This is a genomic window from Streptomyces hygroscopicus subsp. hygroscopicus (genome assembly GCF_001553455.1).
Classification (GTDB): Bacteria; Actinomycetota; Actinomycetes; order Streptomycetales; family Streptomycetaceae; genus Streptomyces; species Streptomyces hygroscopicus.
This window is the reverse complement of sequence record NZ_BBOX01000108.1, coordinates 25,586-44,865: the sequence shown is the minus strand read 5'-3', so window position 1 is coordinate 44,865 and position 19,280 is coordinate 25,586. Positions and strand designations below refer to the sequence as shown.

The window sequence follows — 19,280 nt, the reverse complement described above, 5'->3', positions numbered from 1 at the left end:
CCCCATACCACGGAATTACCGCCGCGGGGACGGAAGCGCAAGAGCCGTACGGTTCGACCCGGCACCGGCACCGCACCGGCCCGCGCACCATCGGGGAAGGGCGATGCGCGGGCCGGCCGCCGAACGGGGGCAGCTGGCCTCGGCCGCGGCGGTCCGCCCGGCCGCGCGGCCGAACGTCACCACCTGCCCACGGCGACGTCATGTCGAGGCGGTCCGCCCGGCGCGCGGCCGAACACGGCGGCGCGCACGAGGGCGGCGCCCCGGGACAGCCGCCGTGGAACGGCCCGCCGGTGGCTTCGCCGGCCGCGTACGGACCGGGCACCGGTACCCCGTCGTCGCCGAGCGCGCGGCCGTCCGGGGCGCTGAGACGGCCGGAGGAGGGGGCAGGGCCGCGCGTGGGCGGGGGTGCGTTCACGGCAGGGCCCGGGCGGGCCGGCCGGCGTGAGGGAGGGGAGGCCGGCCCGCCCGGGAGCCGATACCGCCGGAGCGGACCAGGTCCCCCGGACCGCGGTGCGGGTTACAGGCCCACGTCGCGGCCGCGGATGTCCTCCAGGGACTCCCTGCGGACGAGAAGCCGGGCGCGGCCGTCGCGGACGGCGACCACCGGTGGGCGGCCGACCAGGTTGTAGCCCGAGGCCATGGACAGGTGGTAGGCGCCCGCCACCGGCACCGCCAGCAGGTCTCCGGGCCGTACGTCGCCCGGAAGTGGTACTCCGTCGGCCAGGATGTCCCCGGCCTCGCAGTGCCGTCCGGCCACGGTCACCGCGGCTTCGGCCGCGGTGCCAGGGCGGCCGATCAGCCGGGGTGCGTACCGCACGCCGTACAGGGCCGGCCGCGGGTTGTCGCTCATACCGCCGTCGACGGCCACGAACACGTGGCCGCCGGCGCGCTTCACGGCCAGCACGCGGTAGAGCGCGATGCCCGCGGGGCCCGCGACGGCCCGTCCCGGTTCGACGATCAGCCGGGGCACGGGCAGCCCGGCCGCCGCGCACGCCGCGGCGAGTTCCGTGCGCACTCTGCGGGCCAGCGCGGACAGGTCCAGGGCCGCGTCGCCGGGGCGGTAGGCGACCCCGTGGCCTCCGCCCAGGTCGAGCTCGGGCAGGAGCAGACCGTGCTGCCGGCGCAGCCGGGCCATCAGCCCCACCATCCGCCGCACGGCGGCCAGATACGGTTTGACGCTGGTGATCTGTGAACCCAGGTGGCAGTGCAGACCGGTCAGTTCCAGCTGGGGCTGGCTGAGGATCCGGGCTATCGCGTGCTGGGCGTGGCCGTCGGTGATGGAGAGGCCGAACTTCTGGTCGTCCGTGCCGGTGCGGATCTTCTCGTGGCCACCGGCGCTGATACCGGGCACCACCCGGACCATCACCTTCTGGCGGCCTCGGGGGCCGACGGCGGCGGCCAGCCGGGCGATCTCCGACGGGCTGTCGATGACGACGCGGCCGACGCCGAGCCGGAGGGCGGTGTCCAGATCATGCGGGGACTTGGCGTTGCCGTGCAGCACGATCCGCTCCGGCCGGAACCCGGCGGTGACCGCGAGTTCCAGTTCGCCCGCCGAGCAGACGTCCAGGCCGAGCCCCTCCTCCGCCATCCAGCGGACCATGGCCCGGCACAGGAACGCCTTGGCCGCGTAGAGCACGTCGGCGTCGGGGAAGGCGCGCCGGTAGGTGCGGCAGCGTGCGCGGACCTCGGCCTCGTCGAGGACGTAGACGGGGGTGCCGAAGCGGTCGGCGATCTCGCTGAGCGGTACCCCGCCCACGGCCGGGTCGCCGGGCCGGGGTTCGGTGGTGGAGGCGGGCCACACCGACGGTGCGGCGGAGGGGGCGGGGGCGGCGGGCCGGCGGAGGATGGTCATCGCCTGCTCTCCTCTCAGCCGATCCGCAGTGCCGGGGCCGGCGCCGGTTCGGGCAGCGGTGACCGGACGGGGGCCGGCGCCGGGGCGGCGAACTGGGGGTTCACCGTGACGGTGGTGACGCCGAGCGGTGCGGTGAGGGCCCGCAGCGCGGGCTCGGCGAGCCGGATCCACCCCTGGTGGGCGCCGAGCGTGGCGGTCAGCCTGTGCTCGGAGGTGAAGCCGACGGCCGTACGGCCGCCGAGGGGCGTACGGAAGAGCCGGGTCGCGCACCGTGAGGGGCCCGGCCGGACCGGGACGAACAGGGGTCCGGCCGGGTACCGATCGGAGGGTTCGGGGTCTTCGCCGTGGAGGAGTTCTGCCATGGGATGCCTCCGGGAGGATCCGACGTGCTGGGGGAGAGGGAGAAGATGCCCCGGACGCGGGGAGGCGGACCGGGGCTCACCGACGACGCTATGCCCGCCCGCCCGGTCCGTGGACGCCTCCTGACGGAACGCTGACGGCGACGCGGGGGACGTTGACGGCGCTTTGACGACGCGTTGACGAGGTGTGGACGCACCTGGTGAGATGCGCCGGACGCCGGACGCCGGACGCCGGACGCCGGACGCCGGACGCCGGACGCCGGACGCCGGACGCCCAGCGTGGCGTGGCGGGGCATATGGCGTGGCGTGACCTGTGCTCATGGCGGCGGGAGCCGGCGGCCGGAAGGTGGTTCCGGCCGCCGGCTCCCGCTTCCCGGGCCGGGCAGCGCCATCAGCTCTTGGCCATGAGGTCCTTGAGCGCGATGTTGAGTTCGAGGACGTTCACCCGCGGCTCGCCGAGGAAGCCGGCCACGCGGCCCTCGGTCTTGTCCTTGACCAGCTTCGCCACCCGGGCGACGGACAGCCCGTTCCGCGCGGCCACCCGGTGGACCTGGATCTCCGCGTACCGCGGCGAGATGTCCGGGTCCAGGCCGGAGCCGGAGGACGTCACCGCGTCGGGGGGCACCTGAGAGGGCTTGACGGTGTAGCCGGGCACCGAGTTGTCCCTGATGACCGCGGCCTTGGCGTCCTGAACCCGCTTCAGGAGGACCTCGCTGTCGGCGGAGAGATTGGTGGCTCCGGACAGCAGCAGCTTGTACTGGGTGTTGACGCTGTTGCCGCCGAGACCGTTCGCCGGGCGTCCCTGGAACCACCTCAGATCGGGCCGCGGGGTCCGCTCGCCCTTCTTCAGCGGCAGGTCGTAGGACTGCCCGATCAGCGAGGAGCCGACGACCTTGCCGTTCGCCGTGATCTCGGAGCCGTTCGCCTTGTCGTGGAACAGCCCCTGGGCGATGCCGGTGACCACCAGTGGATAGGCGACGCCCGCCACCAGGGTCAGCATGAGGAGGGCGCGCAGACCGGCCCCGAACAGCCGGGCGGTGTTCATGACGGAATGGTTCATGGCGATCAGCCGATCCCGGGGATGAGGGAGATGAGCAGGTCGATGATCTTGATGCCGAGGAAGGGCGCTATCAGGCCGCCGAGGCCGTAGATCCCGAGGTTGCGCCGCAGCATCCGGTCCGCGCTCATCGGCCGGTAGCGCACGCCCTTCAGGGCGAGCGGCACCAGCGCGATGATGATCAGCGCGTTGAAGACGACCGCGGAGAGGATCGCCGAGTCCGGCGAGGACAGCCGCATGACGTTCAGCTTGTCCAGGCCCGGATAGACCGCCGCGAACAACGCCGGGATGATCGCGAAGTACTTCGCGACATCGTTGGCGATGGAGAACGTCGTCAACGCGCCACGGGTGATCAGCAGTTGCTTGCCGATCTCGACGATCTCGATGAGCTTGGTCGGGTTGGAGTCGAGGTCGACCATGTTGCCGGCCTCCTTGGCGGCCGACGTCCCGGTGTTCATCGCCACGCCGACGTCCGCCTGTGCCAGCGCGGGGGCGTCGTTGGTGCCGTCACCGGTCATCGCGACCAGCTTGCCGCCCGCCTGCTCCCGTTTGATGAGCGCCATCTTGTCCTCGGGAGTGGCCTCCGCGAGGAAGTCGTCGACGCCCGCCTCCTCGGCGATCGCCTTCGCGGTCAGCGGGTTGTCACCCGTGATCATGACGGTCTTGATGCCCATGCGGCGCAGTTCCCCGAACCGCTCCCGCATCCCGTCCTTGACGACGTCCTTGAGGTGGATGACGCCCAGGACGCGAGCGCCCGTCCGGTCCTGGACGGCCACCAGCAGCGGGGTGCCACCGGCCGCGGAGATCCGGTCGGCGATCTCGTCCGCGTCCTCGGCGACCGTACCGCCCTGCTCCCGGACCCAGGCCAGGACCGAACCGGCCGCGCCCTTGCGGATCCTGCGCCCGTCGGCGTCCACCCCCGACATCCGGGTCTGCGCGGTGAACTCGATCCACCCGGCGCCCACCAGTTCGCCCTGGTGGCGCTCGCGCAGCCGGTACTTCTCCTTGGCCAGGACGACGATGGACCGGCCCTCGGGGGTCTCGTCGGCCAGCGAGGACAGCTGGGCGGCGTCGGCGACCTCGGCCTCGGTGGTGCCGCGCACCGGCACGAACTCCGCCGCCTGCCGGTTGCCCAGGGTGATGGTGCCGGTCTTGTCCAGCAGCAGGGTGGAGACGTCACCGGCGGCCTCGACCGCGCGGCCCGACATCGCCAGGACATTGCGCTGCACCAGGCGGTCCATGCCCGCGATGCCGATCGCCGACAGCAGGGCGCCGATCGTCGTGGGGATCAGGCAGACCAGCAGCGCGACCAGCACCACCATGGTCAGATGGGTGCCCGCGTAGTCCGCGAACGGCGTCAGCGTGGTGCAGGCCAGCAGGAACACGATCGTCAGCGAGGCGAGCAGGATGTTCAGCGCGATCTCGTTCGGCGTCTTCTGCCGTGCGGCGCCCTCGACCAGGTTGATCATCCGGTCGATGAAGGTCTCGCCGGGCTTGGTGGTGATCCTGATGACGATGCGGTCGGAGAGGACCTTGGTGCCGCCGGTGACGGCCGAGCGGTCGCCACCGGACTCACGGATGACCGGCGCCGACTCGCCGGTGATCGCCGACTCGTCGACCGAGGCGACGCCTTCGACCACGTCGCCGTCGCCGGGGATCACGTCGCCGGCCTCGCAGACCACCAGGTCACCGATGGTCAGCCCGGCGCCGGGGATCCGTTCCTCCGAGCCGTCCCCCAGCAGCCGGCGCGCGACGGTGTCGGTCTTGGCCTTGCGCAGGGTGTCGGCCTGGGCCTTGCCGCGGCCCTCGGCGACCGCCTCCGCCAGATTGGCGAAGAGCACGGTCAGCCACAGCCAGGCGCTGATCGTCCAGCCGAACCAGTCACCCGGGTCCGCGAAGGAGAAGGCGGTGGTCAGGACGGACCCGATGAGCACGACGAACATCACGGGGGAGGTGACCATCACCCGCGGGTCCAGCTTGCGGAAGGCGTCCGGCAGCGAGGTGAGCAGCTGCTGGGGATGGAAGAGGCCGGTGCCGGCACGGCCCTCGGCCGGGGTGCGCCCGGCGGGGACGTCGCTGTGCGGCGCCCTGGTCGGAGTGGCAGTGGACATGGAGTCCTCGTGGTTTTCTGTGCGGGTGGTCATCACGCCAGCCCCTCGGCCAGCGGCCCCAGCGCCAGGGCCGGGAAGTACGTCAGACCGGTGACGATCAGGATCGCGCCCACCAGCAGCCCGGAGAACAGCGGCTTCTCGGTGCGCAGGGTGCCCGCGGTGGCCGGGACCGGCCGCTGCCCGGCGAGCGAGCCCGCGAGCGCCAGGACGAAGATCATGGGCAGGAAGCGGCCGAGCAGCATCGCGAGCCCGGTCGTGGTGTTGAACCAGTCGGTGTTCGCGTTCAGGCCCGCGAAGGCCGAGCCGTTGTTGTTCGAGGCGGAGGTGAAGGCGTACAGGACCTCGGAGAAGCCGTGCGCGCCGGAATTGAGCATCGAGTGCGGCGGTGTCGGCAGGGCCAGGGAGGCGGAGGTGAAGACCAGGACCAGCGCCGGGGTGATCAGGATGTAGCAGGCCGCCAGCTTGATCTCGCGCGAGCCGATCTTCTTGCCCAGGTACTCGGGCGTCCGGCCGACCATCAGCCCGGCGATGAACACCGCGATGATCGCCATGATCAGCATGCCGTAGAGACCGGATCCCACACCACCGGGCGCGATCTCGCCCAGCATCATGCCGAGCATGGTGATGCCGCCGCCCAGGCCCGTGAAGGAGGAGTGGAAGGAGTCCACCGCTCCGGTCGAGGTGAGCGTGGTGGACACCGCGAAGATCGACGAGGCGCCGACGCCGAAACGGGCCTCCTTGCCCTCCATCGCGCCACCCGCGGCCTGCAGGGCCGGGCCGTGGTGGGCGAACTCGGTCCACATCATCAGGGCGGTGAAGCCGGCCCAGATGGTGACCATGGTCGCCAGGATCGCGTACCCCTGCTTGACCGAGCCGACCATCACCCCGAAGGTGCGGGTCAGCGACAAGGGGATGACCAGGATCAGGAAGATCTCGAAGAGGTTGGTGAACGGGGTCGGGTTCTCGAACGGGTGGGCGCTGTTGGCGTTGAAGTACCCGCCGCCGTTGGTGCCCAGCTCCTTGATGGCCTCCTGCGAGGCCACCGCACCGCCGTTCCACGCTTGCGAGCCGCCCATGAACTGGCCCACTTCGTGGATGCCGGAGAAGTTCTGGAGGGCGCCGCACGCCACCAGGACGACCGCGGCGACCGCCGCGACGGGCACCAGGACGCGGACCGTGCCGCGCACCAGATCGGCCCAGAAGTTGCCGAGTTCACCGGTGCGCGAGCGCGCGAAGCCGCGCACCAGCGCCACCGCGACGGCCATGCCGACCGCGGCCGAGACGAAGTTCTGCACGGCCAGACCGGAGGTCTGCACGACATGGCCCATGGCCTGCTCGCCGGAGTACGACTGCCAGTTGGTGTTCGTCACGAAGGACGCGGCCGTGTTGAACGCCTGCGCCGGTTCGATCGAGGAGAACCCGAGCGAACCGGGCAGGCTGCCCTGCAGCCGCTGCAGCAGGTACAGGAAGAGCACCCCGGCCGCCGAGAAGGCCAGCACACCGCGCAGGTAGGCGGCCCAGCGCATCTCGGCGTCCGGGTTGGCGCCGATGCCCTTGTAGATCCACCGCTCCACGCGCCAGTGCCTGTCGGAGGAGTAGACCCTGGCCATATAGGTGCCAAGGGGGACGTAGACGAGTGCCAACGCCGCCATGAGGGCGAGCAGTTGCGCCACGCCGGCAAGTACGGGACCCATGACGGTGCTCAGAACCTCTCCGGGAAGATCAGGGCGAGGATCAGATAGCCCAGCAGGGCGACGGCCACGACCAGGCCGATGGCGTTCTCGGCGGTCACAGCTTCGTCACCCCCTTGGCGACGAAGGCCACCAGCGCGAACACCGCGATCGTGGTGACGACGAAGGCCAGATCGGCCATCGCGAGCTCCTGGAAGAGGTCGGGGAATCCGCAAACGGATCGGACACACAGAAGAAAATCCCCTCCGATGGCCGGATCCGAGCGTCGTTGACGGGTCCCATACGGCGCTCCGCACACCTTTGACGCCGCTCTTACGGGCCCTGCGACGGCTCTCGGCGGAACCGCGGCCCACAGCAGTGCAATATGACATGCTACGGGCATGACGTATCCATCCTCCCGGCCCGACGTCCTGATCGTCGGAGCGGGCGTCGTGGGCGCGGCGTGCGCGTACGCGTGCACCGCCGCCGGGTTGCGCGTGGCCGTGGTCGAGCGCGGCGCCGCCGGCGGCGGCACGACCAGCGCCGGCGAGGGCAACATCCTGGTCTCCGACAAGGAGCCCGGCCCCGAACTCGACCTGGCCCTGCTGTCCTCCCGTCGGTGGCGGGAGATCAGTGAGGACCTGGGCGGGGGCACGGTCGAGTACGAGGCCAAGGGCGGCGTCGTGGTCGCGGGGTCGCGGGAGACCGCCGACGGTCTGCTGCGCCTGACCGCGGGGCAGCGCGCGAGGGGCGTCGACGCGGTCGACATCGGCCCCGGCGAGCTGTCCGAGCTGGAGCCCCGGGTGACCCGGCAGGCGGTCGGCGGGGCGTTCTACCCGCAGGACGCCCAGGTCCAGCCGATGCTGGCCACCGCCCACCTGCTGCGCCGGGCCCGGCAGCGCGGAGCGGTGGTGCACACGGGAACCGGGGTCGTCGGCTTCGTACGCGACCGGCGGGGCGCGGTCACCGGAGTGCGCACCGACTCGGCCGAGGTCCCGGTGGTGTCCGCGCGGTGGGTGATCAATGCCGCGGGCACCTGGGCGGGACGGCTGTCCCGACTCGCCGGGGCCCCGGTGCCCGTCCTGCCGCGCAAGGGCTACGTCCTGGTGACCGAACCGCTGCCGCGCGTGGTGCGGCACAAGGTCTACACCGCGGAGTACCTGGCCAACGTCGCCAGCAGCGACGCCGGGCTGGAGACCTCCGTGGTGGTCGAGGGCACCCGGGCCGGGACCGTCCTGATCGGCGCCAGCCGCGAGCGGGTCGGCTTCGACCGCGGCGTGTCCCTGCCGGTGCTGCGCACGCTGGCGGCGCAGGCCATCGGCCTCTTCCCGTTCCTCGCCGATGTCTTGCTGCTCCGCAGTTACCTGGGGTTCCGTCCGTACTGCCCGGACCATCTGCCCGTCATCGGCGCGGACCCGCGCGCCCCCGGACTGCTGCACGCCTGCGGCCACGAGGGAGCCGGGGTCGGACTGGCCGCCGCCACCGGACACCTGCTGGCCCAGCACCTGACCGGCGAGCGGCCCGACCTGGACCTGACGCCGTTCCGCCCGGACCGCTTCGAGGAGGCCACCGCATGACCCCGCCACCGTTCGCCTTCACCTTCGACGGCCGGCTCGTCCGGGCGGAGCCCGGACAGAGCGTCGCCGCCGCCCTGATCGCCGCCGGGCACCGCTCCTGGCGGCACACCCGCGCCGAAGGACGCCCGCGCGGGGTGTTCTGCGGCATCGGGGTGTGCTTCGACTGCCTGGTCACCATCAACGGAACCCCCAACCACCGGGCCTGTCTCGCCGAGGTCCGGCCCGGCGACGTGGTGAGCACCCAGGAAGGAGCGGGCCGTGACGACCTCGCCTGCTGAGCGGCCCGGCACCCGGTACGACATCGCCGTACTCGGCGCGGGCCCGGCCGGTCTGGCCGCGGCCGTCGCCGCCGCGGGACAGGGCGCCGGGACCGTCCTGATCGACGCCGGGGCACGTCCGGGCGGGCAGTACTGGCGCCACCGCGAGGGCGACGAGGGAGCCCTCCACCACGGCTGGGGCCATTTCCGGCGGCTGCGCCGGGGCCTGAGCGCCCACGGGGCGGACTACCGGCCCGGCCACTGCGTCTGGCACGTGGAGCGCACCGAGGCGGGTTTCACCGTGCACGCCACGCGTGAGGGGAGCCCGCGCACCGTCCGCGCCAAGGCCGTGATCGTCGCGACCGGCGCCTACGACCGCCAACTGCCGTTCCCCGGCTGGACCACCCCCGGGGTGTTCACCGCCGGCGCCGTCCAGGCCCTCCTCAAGGGCCACGGCGTGCCGGCCGGCCGGCGGATCGCGGTCGCGGGCACCGGGCCCTTCCTGCTCCCCGTGGCGGCCGGGCTGGCCGAAGCCGGGGTGCGGGTCGTCGGCGTCTTCGAGGCGGGACTGCCCACCGCCTTCGGCCGGCACCCGCTCGCCACCCTGCGCAACCTGCCCAAACTCGCCGAGGGCGCCGGATACCTGGGCACCCTCCTCAGACACCGCGTCCCCTACCGCACCCGCACCACCGTCGTCGCCGCACACGGCACCGCCACCGTCACCGGGGCCACCGTCGCCCGGCTGGACCAGCGGTGGCGGATCGTGCCCGGCAGCACCCGCGAGATCGACTGCGACACCGTCGCGGTCGGCTACGGCTTCACCCCGCAGACCGAGATCCCCCTGCAACTCGGCTGCGCGATGAGGCGGGACGCCGACGGCAGCCTCGTCGCCCGCGTCGACGCCCGGCAGCGCGCCTCGGTGGACGGCGTCTACGTCGCCGGTGAGGCGTGCGGGGTCGGCGGCGCCCAGCTCAGCGCCGTCGAAGGAGAGCTGGCCGGACTGCACGCCGCGTACGCGACCACCGGCTCCGCCCCCGACCGCCGGCGCCTGGCCGGGCTGCTCAGGCGGCGTGCCGCCCAGCGGTCGTTCGCCGCCGCGCTGCACCGGGCGTATCCGGTGCCCGACGGCTGGCAGACCTGGCTGGAGCGGGACACCACCGTCTGCCGCTGCGAGGAGGTCACCGCCGGCGCCATCCGCGAGGCGGTCGACGACCTCGGCGCGACCGACCCCCGCGCGGTCAAGCTCTACGCCCGCCCCGGCATGGGCCTGTGCCAGGGCCGTGTCTGCGGTTATGCCACCACCTGTCTCGTCGCCCGCGCCACCGGCCGCCGGCCCACCGCCGACGACCTGCGCGGTATGGCCACCCGGCCGATCGCGCACCCCCTCACGCTGGGCGCCCTCGCCGCCGGCGACGACAGCGGCGGCGACGACAGCGGCGGTGGCTGACCGGGGAAGGTTTCCCGCGCCACCGGTGACAGGGACTCCCGAGGTGTGTAATGTAATATATTACTGATTCTGACGGTGGCTCACCGACCACATGGAGGACTCATGACGCGGGCGAAGCCCTGGCACGGGGTACTGGTCGCCACCGCCCTGCCCCTGCGCGCGGCGCGGAGCGGGGGACCGGCCATCGACTTCGACACCTACGCCGGCCACATCGCCTGGCTCGCCGCGAACGGCTGCGACGGCGTGACGCCCAACGGCTCCCTCGGCGAGTACCAGAACCTGTCCCCCGAGGAGCGCGCCAGGGTGGTCACCACCGCCCTGTCCGCCGCCCCGGAAGGCTTCACCGTCATGCCGGGCGTCGCCGCCTACGGCGCGGACGAGGCCCGGCGCTGGGCCGAACAGGCCGCTGAGGCCGGCGCCCCGGCCGTGATGCTGCTCCCGCCCAACTCCTACCGCGCCGACCACCGGGCCGTCATCGACCACTACCGCCGGGTCGCCCGGGCCGGTGTGCCGGTGGTGGCCTACAACAACCCGCACGACACCAAGGTCGACCTCGTCCCCGAACTGCTCGCCGAGCTGTACGCCGAGGGCCTGATCGTCGCGGTCAAGGAGTTCTCCGGCGACATCCGCCGCTTCTACCAGATCACCGAACTCGCCCCGGGTCTTGACGTCCTGGCCGGCACCGACGACCTGGCCCTGGAGATGGCGATCGCCGGATCGCCGGGCTGGATCGCGGGCTACCCCAACGCCTTCCCGCGCGCCTGCGCCGCGCTGTGGGCGGCGGCCACCCAGGGCGACCTGGCCACCGCGCTTCCCCTGTACCGCACCCTGCACCCGCTGCTGCGCTGGGACTCGCGCACCGAATTCGTGCAGGCCATCAAGTTCAGCATGGACCTGGTCGGCCGCCACGGCGGCCCCTGCCGCCGGCCACGCCTCCCGCTCACCCCCGAACACGAGGCGCTGGTGCGCGAGGCGACCGAGAAGGCCATCGCGGAAGGACTCACCTGAGCATGCGCAGCGACCGGGTCTTCCACGCCGTCGACTCGCACACCGAGGGAATGCCGACCCGGGTCATCACCGGTGGCGTCGGGGTCGTCCCCGGGGCCACCATGTCCGACCGGCGCCGGTACTTCATCGACCACCTCGACCACATCCGCACCCTGCTGATGAACGAGCCGCGCGGCCACTCCGCGATGAGCGGGGCGATCCTCCAGCCCCCCACCCGCCCGGACGCGGACTTCGGCGTCCTGTTCATCGAGGTCTCCGGCTGTCTGCCGATGTGCGGGCACGGCACCATCGGCGTGGCCACCGTCCTGGTGGAAACCGGCATGGCCGACGTCCACGAGCCGGTCACCACGATCCGCCTGGACACCCCCGCCGGGCTCGTCACGGCCGACGTCCGCGTCGAGGACGGCGCCGCCAAGGCCGTCACCCTGCGCAACGTACCCGCGTTCGCGCTCGCCCTGGACCGCACGGTCGAGGTGGCCCCCTGGGGTGAGGTCGCCTACGACATGGCCTTCGGCGGCAACTTCTACGCCATCGCCGAGCTGGACGGCCTGAAGATCCCCTTCGACCGGGCCGCCAAGAACCGGATCATGGAGGCGGGCCTGGCCATCATGGCGGCCATCAACGAACAGGACCGCCCCGTCCACCCCGGCAACCCCGAGATCAACGGCGTCCACCACGTCTACCTGGCCGCCCCCGGCTCCACGGCCGCTCACTCCCGGCACGCCATGGTCATCCACCCGGGCATGTTCGACCGCTCTCCCTGCGGCACCGGCACCAGCGCCCGCATGGCACAGCTGCACGCCCGCGGACAGCTGCCGCTGCACACCGCGTTCCGCAACGAGTCCTTCATCGGCACCCACTTCACCGGCGAACTTGTCGAGGAGACCGAGGTCGCCGGCCGGCCGGCGGTCATCCCCACCGTCACCGGCCGCGCCTGGATCACCGGGACCGCCCAGTACCTGCGCGACCCGGACGACCCCTTCCCCGCGGGGTTCGCACTGTGACCGCCGGTGGCGGGGCGCCGCACCTGAAACGGGCCGGCGGACACCGGGCGCGCACCGGTCGGCTCACGCCGGTACGCGCCCCGTACCAGCCGGTTCACCGGGGACGTCGCCACGGTACGCGCGACCATGCGATACAGCACATAGCGCACCCCGGTATAGGATCGCCAAGGCCACCGCTCCCACCGCGGGGCGAGGCCGGAACGACGGTGCTGGCGACAGTGAGGACGACGGACATGAGCGCGGACGACGGCACGACGGTGCGCCTGCCTTCGTTCCGCGGACGCCGCAACCTCCGCGAGGAGATCACCGAAACCCTCCGCGGAGCGGTGATCTCGGGAGAGATGAAGCCGGGCGCCGTCTACTCCGCCCCCAGCCTCGCCGAGCAGTTCGGCGTCTCCCCGACCCCCGTCCGCGAGGCGCTGCTCGACCTCGCCAAAGAGGGACTCGTCGAAGTCGTCCGCAACAAGGGCTTCCGGGTCACCGCCCTGTCCCCGAAGGAGCTCGACGACATCACCGAGCTGAGGGCGCTCATCGAACCGCCCACCGTCCGCCGCATCACCGAACAAGGCGTCTCGGCGGAAACGCTGGAGCGGCTGCGGCCCCTGGCGGCGGGCATCGAAAAGGCGGCGGCCCGCCGCGACTTCATCGCACACGTCACCATCGACATGCAGTTCCACCTCGCGCTGCTGGAACTGGCCGGCAACCCCCGCCTGCTGGAGACGGTGAAGTCCCTGCGCACCAGCTCCCGGATCTACGGCCTGCGCATGCTTCCCGAGGGCGGCGCGCTGTTCAGCTCCTCCCACGAGCACACCGAACTGCTCGACCTCATCGAGGCCGGTGACGCGGACGGCGCCGAAGCCCTCATGCGCCGCCACATCGGCCACGTACGGGGCATCTGGAGCGAGAAGAACCTCGACGCGGACCACGGCTGACCCGCGGGCGGGCCGCGCCACGGCAAACGGCGGCCGCGACGCCCACGGACGGCCCCGCGCGGAAGCGCAGGTGTATCCCGGACCCCTTCCGGGCACCCGCGACCCGCAAGGATCTACGCCTACCAGTACAGCGGCGCCGGACCGGACCTCCGGCCGGAGCCGCGGAACGGAAGGCCATGAGCAGCGGTTTCATGGGTCCGGGAGGATTCGGTCCAGACCCGTTCGAGGAATTCATGGCGCGATTCCTCGGCGGCGGACCGCGCCCCGGCCTCCGGCACATCGACATCGGCCGGCTGATGAGCGGCCCGGCCCGGCAACTCGTCACCGACGCGGCCTCCTACGCCGCCGAGCACGGCAGTGCCGATCTGGACACCAAGCACCTGCTGCGGGCCGCGCTCGCCACTGAGCCGACCCGGGGCCTGCTGGCGGGCGCGGGCGCCGACCCCGACGCGCTGGCCGCGGAGATCGACCGGATGAGCGGTGAGGGACCGCCGCGGAACCAGCTGTCCGTCACCCCCGCGGTCAAGCGCGCCCTGCTGGACGCCCACGAACTGGCCCGCGCCGGCGGCGCCTCCTACATCGGCCCCGAGCATCTGCTCGGCGCGCTGGCCGCCAACCACGACTCCACGGCCGGCCGCCTCCTGGGCTCCCTGTCCTTCGACGCCACGGAGGCACAGCCGGGACCGCGGAGCGCACCGGGGCGTCCACCGGCCTCGGGGGCGGCCGGGCAGCAGCCCGGGCCACGGCATGACACGCCCACCCTCGACACGTTCGGCCGCGATCTGACCGACCTCGCCCACGCCGGCCGCATCGACCCGGTCATCGGCCGCGAACAGGAGATCGAGCAGACCGTGGAGGTGCTGTCCCGCCGGGGCAAGAACAACCCCGTGCTGATCGGCGACGCCGGTGTCGGCAAGACCGCCATCGTGGAAGGGCTCGCGCAGCGCGTCGCCGACGGAGACGTCCCCGACATCCTGCTCGGCCGCCGGGTCGTCACCCTGGACATGTCCGCCGTCGTCGCCGGCACCCGCTACCGCGGCGACTTCGAGGAGCGGCTGAGCGGCATCATCGGCGAGGTCCGTACCCACTCCGAGGAACTGATCGTCTTCATCGACGAGTTGCACACCGTGGTCGGCGCGGGAGCGGGCGGCGAGGGCGGTTCCATGGACGCGGGCAACATGCTCAAGCCCGCCCTGGCCCGTGGCGAACTGCATGTCATCGGCGCCACCACGGTGGAGGAGTACCGCCGCCACATCGAGAAGGACGCGGCGCTGGCCCGCCGCTTCCAGCCCATCCTGGTCCCCGAGCCCTCCGCCGCCGACGCGGTGGAGATCCTGCGGGGTCTGCGCGACCGCTACGAGGCCCATCACCAGGTGCGCTTCACCGATGAGGCGCTGCTCGCGGCCGTGGAGCTGTCCGACCGCTATCTGACGGACCGGTACCTGCCCGACAAGGCCATCGACCTGGTGGACCAGGCCGGCGCCCGGGTGCGCCTGCGCTCCCGCACCAAGGGCACCGACACCCGGGCGCTGGAACGGGAGGCCGAGCAGCTCGCCCGGGACAAGGACCAGGCGGTGGCCGCGGAACAGTACGAGCGGGCCACCGAACTGCGCGACCGCATCGGCGAGTTGACCTGCCGGATCGAGGCCGGCCGCGGCACCGGGCCCGACGACGGGCAGAGCCTGGAGGTCACCGCCGAGGACATCGCCGAGGTGGTGTCCCGGCAGACCGGGATTCCGGTCAGCAGCCTCACCCAGGAGGAGAAGGACCGCCTGCTCGGCCTGGAGGAACACCTCCGCGAGCGCGTCATCGGGCAGGACGAGGCGGTCGGCGCCGTCGCCGAGGCGGTGCTGCGCTCCCGGGCCGGGCTGGCCGATCCGTCCCGCCCCATCGGCAGTTTCCTCTTCCTCGGCCCGACCGGCGTCGGCAAGACCGAACTCGCGCGGGCGCTGGCCGAGGCGCTGTTCGGCAGCGAGGACCTGATGGTGCGCCTGGACATGAGCGAGTACCAGGAGCGGCACACCGTCAGCCGGCTGGTCGGCGCCCCGCCCGGGTACGTCGGCCACGAGGAGGCCGGGCAGCTCACCGAGGCCGTGCGCCGCCGCCCGTACGCGCTGCTCCTGCTGGACGAGGTCGAGAAGGCCCATCCGGACGTCTTCAACACACTGCTGCAAGTGCTCGACGACGGCCGGCTCACCGACGCCCACGGCCGCACGGTCGACTTCCGCAACACGGTGATCGTGATGACCAGCAACCTGGGTTCCGAGGCCATCGGCGGGCGCGGCACCGCCCTCGGCTTCCGGAGCGCGGACGCCGAGACGGACGAGCGGGCCCGCAGGGAGCGCGTCCTGCGACCGCTGCGCGAGCACTTCCGTCCCGAGTTCCTCAACCGCATCGACGACATCGTGGTCTTCCGGCAGCTCACCAACGAGCATCTGCGCCGGATCACCGACCTGCTGCTGGAGGAGACCCGCCGCCGGCTGCACGCGCAGGGCATCACCCTGGAATTCGCCCCGGAGGCCGTCGACTGGATCGCCCGGCGCGGCCACGAGCCCGAGTACGGCGCCCGGCCGCTGCGCCGCACCATCCAGCGAGAGGTCGACAACCGTCTGTCGCGGCTGCTGCTGGACGGTGAGCTCTCCGCGGCCGACCGGGTCCGGGTGGAGGTCGCGGACGGACGGCTGGCGTTCCGCACCGGCGCGAGCGGCCGCCCGGCGGGCGGGTGAACCGGTGAACCGGGCTTGACCTGGTCCGTCCTCCGCCGTGTCGCTCCGCCGTACCGTGGAGAGAGCGAGGCGGTCCGCGGAACGCACCATGTGCGACGTGTCCCCGGCGTCCCGGCGGCACGCCGACGGCGGAAAGGAGCGCATCGGCGATGAACCAGCACGACCCGGCCCCTGACCAGGGCCCGGACCGCAGTCCCGGACTCCCGCAGAGCGGTGGCGTGCCCCCGGAGGAGACCCCACCGGCCGAAGGCAGCACCCTGGACGCGGGGCCGGAGGAGACGTACAACCCCACCAAGGGCTGGGCGAAGGGCCCGACGATCCTCATCCTGGTCCTGGTGCTGCTCTTCGTGGCGTTCTGCGTCGCGTTCGCGGCCACCGTGTGAGCGGCCCCAGCTGAGCGGCCACCGCCCGAGGGCGACCGTGTGCGCCACCGCCCGAGGGTCACCGTGTGTGCCACCGTCCGAGGGTCACCGTGTGTGCGGCCACCGCCTGAGCCGCCACCGCCCCGGGCGGGCCCTCCCCGGCGGCCGGGCCCGCGGGCCCGGCCGCCCGACGCGTCGTGGAGGCACGCATCCCGGTGCGGCCGCGCTGCTCAGGTGCCCGTCGGCGTACCGGGCCGGGTGCCACGTTCGCCTTCCGCGGTACCGGGAAAGCGTGGGGGACGCGAAGGAGGTCTGTTGATGCACGAGGACCACGAGGGGCCTGAGCAGCACGGCCGCGAAGCGCCGTCCGGCCGCGCGGAGACCCGGTCCGGCCGTACGGAGACCCGGGAGGAGCGGGCGGACCGCAAGTGGGCCGAGTTGCTGCAGGAGGTGCGGGTGACGCAGACGGGCGTGCAGATTCTGTTCGCGTTCCTGCTCACGGTCGCCTTCACCCCGCGGTTCCAGGATCTCGGCCAGGTGGACCGGTCCATCTACGTCGTGACCGTCCTGCTGGGCGCGGCGGCCACCGGCGCGCTGATCGCCCCGGTCTCCCTGCACCGGATCGTCACCGGACGGCGGCTGAAACCGGAAACCGTGCACTGGGCCTCCCGCTTCACCGTGGCCGGGCTGGTGCTGCTGTTGTGCACGGTGGCGTCGGCACTGCTGCTGATCCTGCGGGTCGTGGTGGCCGGCACCACCGCGATGTGGCTGGCGGCCGGGGCCCTGGTGTGGTTCGTGAGCTGCTGGTTCGTCCCCGCGGCGGTGCTGTTCCACCGGACCCGAAAGGGCCGGTGAGCGGTGCCGTGGGCCGCCCCGCCCGGTGGCCCGGCCCGGTGCCGCCCGGTTTTCCCGCCGCGCGGCGGGGCACCCGGCAGGCATGGATCACACGGAGGCTCCTGTCCTGGAGGCCCTCGCCCGGTATCACGAGCGTGGGTACCTCCCGTTCACCCCGCCCGGTCACAAGCAGGGCCGGGGCGCCGACCCGGAGGTCGCCAAGATCCTGGGGGACGAGGTGTTCCGCGCCGACGTCCTCGCCTTCGGCGGCCTGGACGACCGGCTGCAGTCGGGCCATGTGCTGGAGCGCGCCGAGGCGCTGATGGCGGACGCGGTGCACGCCGACCACACCTTCTTCTCGACCTGCGGCAGTTCGCTGTCCGTCAAGGCGGCGATGCTGGCGGTGGCCGGTCCCCATGAGACCTTGCTGGTGGGCCGTGACGCGCACAAGTCGGTGGTCTCCGGCCTGATCATCTCCGGGGTCCGCCCGGTCTGGGTGGAACCCGAGTGGGACCGGGACCGCCATATCGCGCATCCGCCCTCCGCCGCCTCGTTCGAACGGGCCTTCGCTGAGCACCCGGAGGCCAAGGGCGCCCTGGTGACCAGCCCCACTCCGTACGGGGCCTGCGCCGATCTGGCGCGGATCGCCGAGGTCTGCCACCGGCGCGGGCGCCCGCTGATCGTCGACGAGGCGTGGGGAGCGCATCTGCCGTTCTGCCCGGAGCTGCCGAGCTGGGCCATGGACGCGGGCGCGGACGTGTGCGTGACCAGCATCCACAAGATGGGCAGCGGCCTGGAGCAGGGCTCGGTCTTCCACCTGCAGGGCGATCTGATCGATCCGGCCGTGCTGACGTCACGCGCCGATCTGCTCGGCACCACCAGTCCGTCGGTGCTCCTCTACGCGGGGATGGACGGGTGGCGCCGGCAGATGGTGTCGCACGGCGAGGCCCTGCTCGGCGCGGCCCTGCGGCGGGCGCACGCGGTGCGCGAGGAGATCGGGGCCATCGACGGCCTGCACGTGGACGGGCGCGCGGACTACGTGGGCCCCGGCCTCGCCGCCGACTTCGACCCGCTCCCGGTCGTCATCGACCTCACCGGTCTGGGCGTGAGCGGCTACCGGGCGGCCGACTGGCTCCGGGAACACCACGACGTCAACGCCCATCTGGCCGACCACCGGCGGATCAGCACCCAGCTGACCCACGCGGACGACGACTCGACGACCGGGGCGCTGCTGGCGGCGCTGCGCGAGCTGGCCGCCCACGCGGACGAGCTGCGGCCGGTTCCCGAGGTGGCCGTGCCGTCGCCGGGCGAGCTGCGGATGGAGCAGTCCTGTCTGCCGAGGGACGCCTACTTCGGCTCCGTGGCGGATGTGCCCCTGGCCGGTGCGGCAGGCCGGGTGGCGGCCGAGATGATCACCCCGTACCCGCCGGGCATACCGGCCGTGCTGCCCGGCGAGGTGCTGAAGCAGCCGGTGCTGGACTATCTGCGCACGGGCCTGGAGGCCGGGATGAACCTCCCCGACGCCGCCGACCCCACGCTGCGCACCATCCGCGTCCTGGTCGAGGGGACCGGAGCCGACTGACACACCCGGCCGCCGGACCGCCGGCCCGGGCCGGACCGCCCGGCGGCCCGGCCCGGCTGTCCCCGGTGGCGCGGGGGCGGACCGCCGGTGTCCGCGGTGCTTGACCCCCGGGCACCGCACGACCGGCCCGCGTCCGGGTCCTCAGTCCTGCTGCGGTACGGCCATCTCCCCCAGGCGGGACCAGTCGTCCTGGGGAACGGTCGTATTGATGATGCGGGGCGTCTCCGCGAGGTGCGGAGGCAGCGTCCGCCGCGCCGTCGTGAAGTGGTCGGACCGGACGTGCGCCGCCCCGGCCTCGTCGTCGCGGAACGCCTCGGTCAGCACGTACTCGGTGGGGTCCTCCACGCTGCGGGCCCAGTCGAACCACAGGCACCCCGGTTCCTCGCGGGTCGCCTGCGTGAACTCCCGGGTGATCTCGGGCCAGGCGTCCGCGTGCTCGGGCAGGACGCGGAACTTGGCGGTGATGAAGATCATGATGCTCCCTGGACGGATCGGGTCGGGT

At 72.8% G+C, this 19,280-nt stretch carries 18 protein-coding genes; 10 read left to right on the top strand and 8 right to left on the bottom strand.

The annotated features are described in order from the left end of the window. Positions 1-517 precede the first annotated feature (517 nt). The 7 genes from lysA to AXW62_RS43865 all read right to left on the bottom strand — a co-directional run bounded on the left by lysA (position 518) and on the right by AXW62_RS43865 (position 7,368). On the bottom strand, positions 518-1,852 hold the full coding sequence (gene lysA / locus AXW62_RS12290; protein WP_060944539.1) for a diaminopimelate decarboxylase: 1,335 nt from the start codon (positions 1,850-1,852) through the stop codon (positions 518-520). A 14-nt stretch (positions 1,853-1,866) separates the two neighbouring features. Beyond that, complete coding sequence (locus AXW62_RS12285) at positions 1,867-2,214, bottom strand: SAV_915 family protein (protein WP_030829234.1); 348 nt, start codon at positions 2,212-2,214, stop codon at positions 1,867-1,869. 388 nt (positions 2,215-2,602) lie between these two features. Next, entirely contained in the window at positions 2,603-3,271 is a 669-nt protein-coding gene (locus AXW62_RS12280; protein WP_060944538.1) for a potassium-transporting ATPase subunit C, read from the bottom strand. Positions 3,272-3,276: 5 nt separating this feature from the next. Further along, complete coding sequence (gene kdpB, locus AXW62_RS12275) at positions 3,277-5,412, bottom strand: potassium-transporting ATPase subunit KdpB (protein ID WP_107406269.1); 2,136 nt, start codon at positions 5,410-5,412, stop codon at positions 3,277-3,279. Further along, a complete protein-coding gene (kdpA, locus tag AXW62_RS12270) occupies positions 5,412-7,073 on the bottom strand; it encodes a potassium-transporting ATPase subunit KdpA (RefSeq protein WP_060944537.1) in 1,662 nt (553 codons plus the stop codon). The genes kdpB and kdpA overlap by 1 nt, the downstream gene beginning before the upstream one ends. Positions 7,074-7,081: 8 nt before the next feature. Next, a complete protein-coding gene (gene kdpF, locus AXW62_RS12265) occupies positions 7,082-7,171 on the bottom strand; it encodes a K(+)-transporting ATPase subunit F (protein ID WP_037645930.1) in 90 nt (29 codons plus the stop codon). Next, complete coding sequence (locus AXW62_RS43865) at positions 7,168-7,368, bottom strand: hypothetical protein (protein WP_143712369.1); 201 nt, start codon at positions 7,366-7,368, stop codon at positions 7,168-7,170. Before AXW62_RS43865 ends, kdpF begins: the two co-directional genes overlap by 4 nt. Before the next feature lie 82 nt (positions 7,369-7,450). Between AXW62_RS43865 and AXW62_RS12260 the strand changes: the two genes are divergently transcribed. From AXW62_RS12260 to AXW62_RS12215, 10 genes are all read left to right on the top strand, one after another. Beyond that, the gene (locus tag AXW62_RS12260; protein ID WP_060944536.1) at positions 7,451-8,626 is read left to right on the top strand and encodes an NAD(P)/FAD-dependent oxidoreductase; all 1,176 of its coding nucleotides are present in this window, start codon (positions 7,451-7,453) and stop codon (positions 8,624-8,626) included. After that, entirely contained in the window at positions 8,623-8,904 is a 282-nt protein-coding gene (locus AXW62_RS12255) for a (2Fe-2S)-binding protein (RefSeq protein WP_060944535.1), read from the top strand. The genes AXW62_RS12260 and AXW62_RS12255 overlap by 4 nt, the downstream gene beginning before the upstream one ends. Further along, a complete protein-coding gene (locus tag AXW62_RS12250; protein WP_060944534.1) occupies positions 8,885-10,330 on the top strand; it encodes an NAD(P)/FAD-dependent oxidoreductase in 1,446 nt (481 codons plus the stop codon). The genes AXW62_RS12255 and AXW62_RS12250 overlap by 20 nt, the downstream gene beginning before the upstream one ends. Positions 10,331-10,432: 102 nt before the next feature. Further along, complete coding sequence (locus AXW62_RS12245) at positions 10,433-11,338, top strand: dihydrodipicolinate synthase family protein (RefSeq protein WP_060944533.1); 906 nt, start codon at positions 10,433-10,435, stop codon at positions 11,336-11,338. Positions 11,339-11,340: 2 nt separating this feature from the next. After that, positions 11,341-12,342, top strand: coding sequence for a proline racemase family protein (locus AXW62_RS12240; protein WP_060944532.1), 1,002 nt, complete (start codon positions 11,341-11,343; stop codon positions 12,340-12,342). Positions 12,343-12,575: 233 nt separating this feature from the next. Next, positions 12,576-13,274 carry a GntR family transcriptional regulator gene (locus AXW62_RS12235; protein WP_030829255.1) on the top strand — a complete coding sequence of 233 codons (699 nt, stop codon included), beginning with the start codon at positions 12,576-12,578 and terminating at the stop codon, positions 13,272-13,274. A 176-nt stretch (positions 13,275-13,450) separates the two neighbouring features. Then, positions 13,451-16,000: an ATP-dependent Clp protease ATP-binding subunit gene (locus AXW62_RS12230; protein ID WP_060944531.1), complete on the top strand. Its 2,550-nt coding sequence runs from the start codon at positions 13,451-13,453 to the stop codon at positions 15,998-16,000. A 149-nt stretch (positions 16,001-16,149) separates the two neighbouring features. Then, complete coding sequence (locus AXW62_RS12225) at positions 16,150-16,383, top strand: DUF6480 family protein (RefSeq protein ID WP_060944530.1); 234 nt, start codon at positions 16,150-16,152, stop codon at positions 16,381-16,383. A gap of 297 nt (positions 16,384-16,680) precedes the next feature. Next, on the top strand, positions 16,681-17,217 hold the full coding sequence (locus AXW62_RS12220; RefSeq protein WP_107406268.1) for a DUF6328 family protein: 537 nt from the start codon (positions 16,681-16,683) through the stop codon (positions 17,215-17,217). Positions 17,218-17,299: 82 nt separating this feature from the next. Beyond that, the gene (locus AXW62_RS12215; protein ID WP_060944529.1) at positions 17,300-18,778 is read left to right on the top strand and encodes an aminotransferase class I/II-fold pyridoxal phosphate-dependent enzyme; all 1,479 of its coding nucleotides are present in this window, start codon (positions 17,300-17,302) and stop codon (positions 18,776-18,778) included. Between the two features lie 141 nt (positions 18,779-18,919). Here AXW62_RS12215 and AXW62_RS12210 read toward each other — a convergent pair whose 3' ends face one another. Beyond that, positions 18,920-19,252, bottom strand: a complete 333-nt coding sequence (locus AXW62_RS12210) for a putative quinol monooxygenase (protein WP_060944528.1) — start codon at positions 19,250-19,252, stop codon at positions 18,920-18,922. Between the last annotated feature and the right edge of the window lie 28 nt (positions 19,253-19,280).

Bases quoted from the DNA above. Each gene is read 5' to 3' on its own strand.
- AXW62_RS12215 (WP_060944529.1), top strand. From the start codon at position 17,300: ATGGATCACACGGAGGCTCCTGTCCTGGAGGCCCTCGCCCGGTATCAC.
- AXW62_RS12260 (WP_060944536.1), top strand. From the start codon at position 7,451: ATGACGTATCCATCCTCCCGGCCCGACGTCCTGATCGTCGGAGCGGGC.
- lysA (WP_060944539.1), bottom strand. From the start codon at position 1,852: ATGACCATCCTCCGCCGGCCCGCCGCCCCCGCCCCCTCCGCCGCACCG.
- AXW62_RS12210 (WP_060944528.1), bottom strand. From the start codon at position 19,252: ATGATCTTCATCACCGCCAAGTTCCGCGTCCTGCCCGAGCACGCGGAC.
- AXW62_RS12280 (WP_060944538.1), bottom strand. From the start codon at position 3,271: ATGAACCATTCCGTCATGAACACCGCCCGGCTGTTCGGGGCCGGTCTG.
- AXW62_RS12235 (WP_030829255.1), top strand. From the start codon at position 12,576: ATGAGCGCGGACGACGGCACGACGGTGCGCCTGCCTTCGTTCCGCGGA.
- AXW62_RS12240 (WP_060944532.1), top strand. From the start codon at position 11,341: ATGCGCAGCGACCGGGTCTTCCACGCCGTCGACTCGCACACCGAGGGA.
- AXW62_RS12285 (WP_030829234.1), bottom strand. From the start codon at position 2,214: ATGGCAGAACTCCTCCACGGCGAAGACCCCGAACCCTCCGATCGGTAC.
- AXW62_RS12220 (WP_107406268.1), top strand. From the start codon at position 16,681: ATGCACGAGGACCACGAGGGGCCTGAGCAGCACGGCCGCGAAGCGCCG.
- AXW62_RS12225 (WP_060944530.1), top strand. From the start codon at position 16,150: ATGAACCAGCACGACCCGGCCCCTGACCAGGGCCCGGACCGCAGTCCC.
- kdpB (WP_107406269.1), bottom strand. From the start codon at position 5,412: ATGACCACCCGCACAGAAAACCACGAGGACTCCATGTCCACTGCCACT.
- kdpA (WP_060944537.1), bottom strand. From the start codon at position 7,073: ATGGGTCCCGTACTTGCCGGCGTGGCGCAACTGCTCGCCCTCATGGCG.
- AXW62_RS12255 (WP_060944535.1), top strand. From the start codon at position 8,623: ATGACCCCGCCACCGTTCGCCTTCACCTTCGACGGCCGGCTCGTCCGG.
- AXW62_RS12230 (WP_060944531.1), top strand. From the start codon at position 13,451: ATGAGCAGCGGTTTCATGGGTCCGGGAGGATTCGGTCCAGACCCGTTC.
- AXW62_RS12245 (WP_060944533.1), top strand. From the start codon at position 10,433: ATGACGCGGGCGAAGCCCTGGCACGGGGTACTGGTCGCCACCGCCCTG.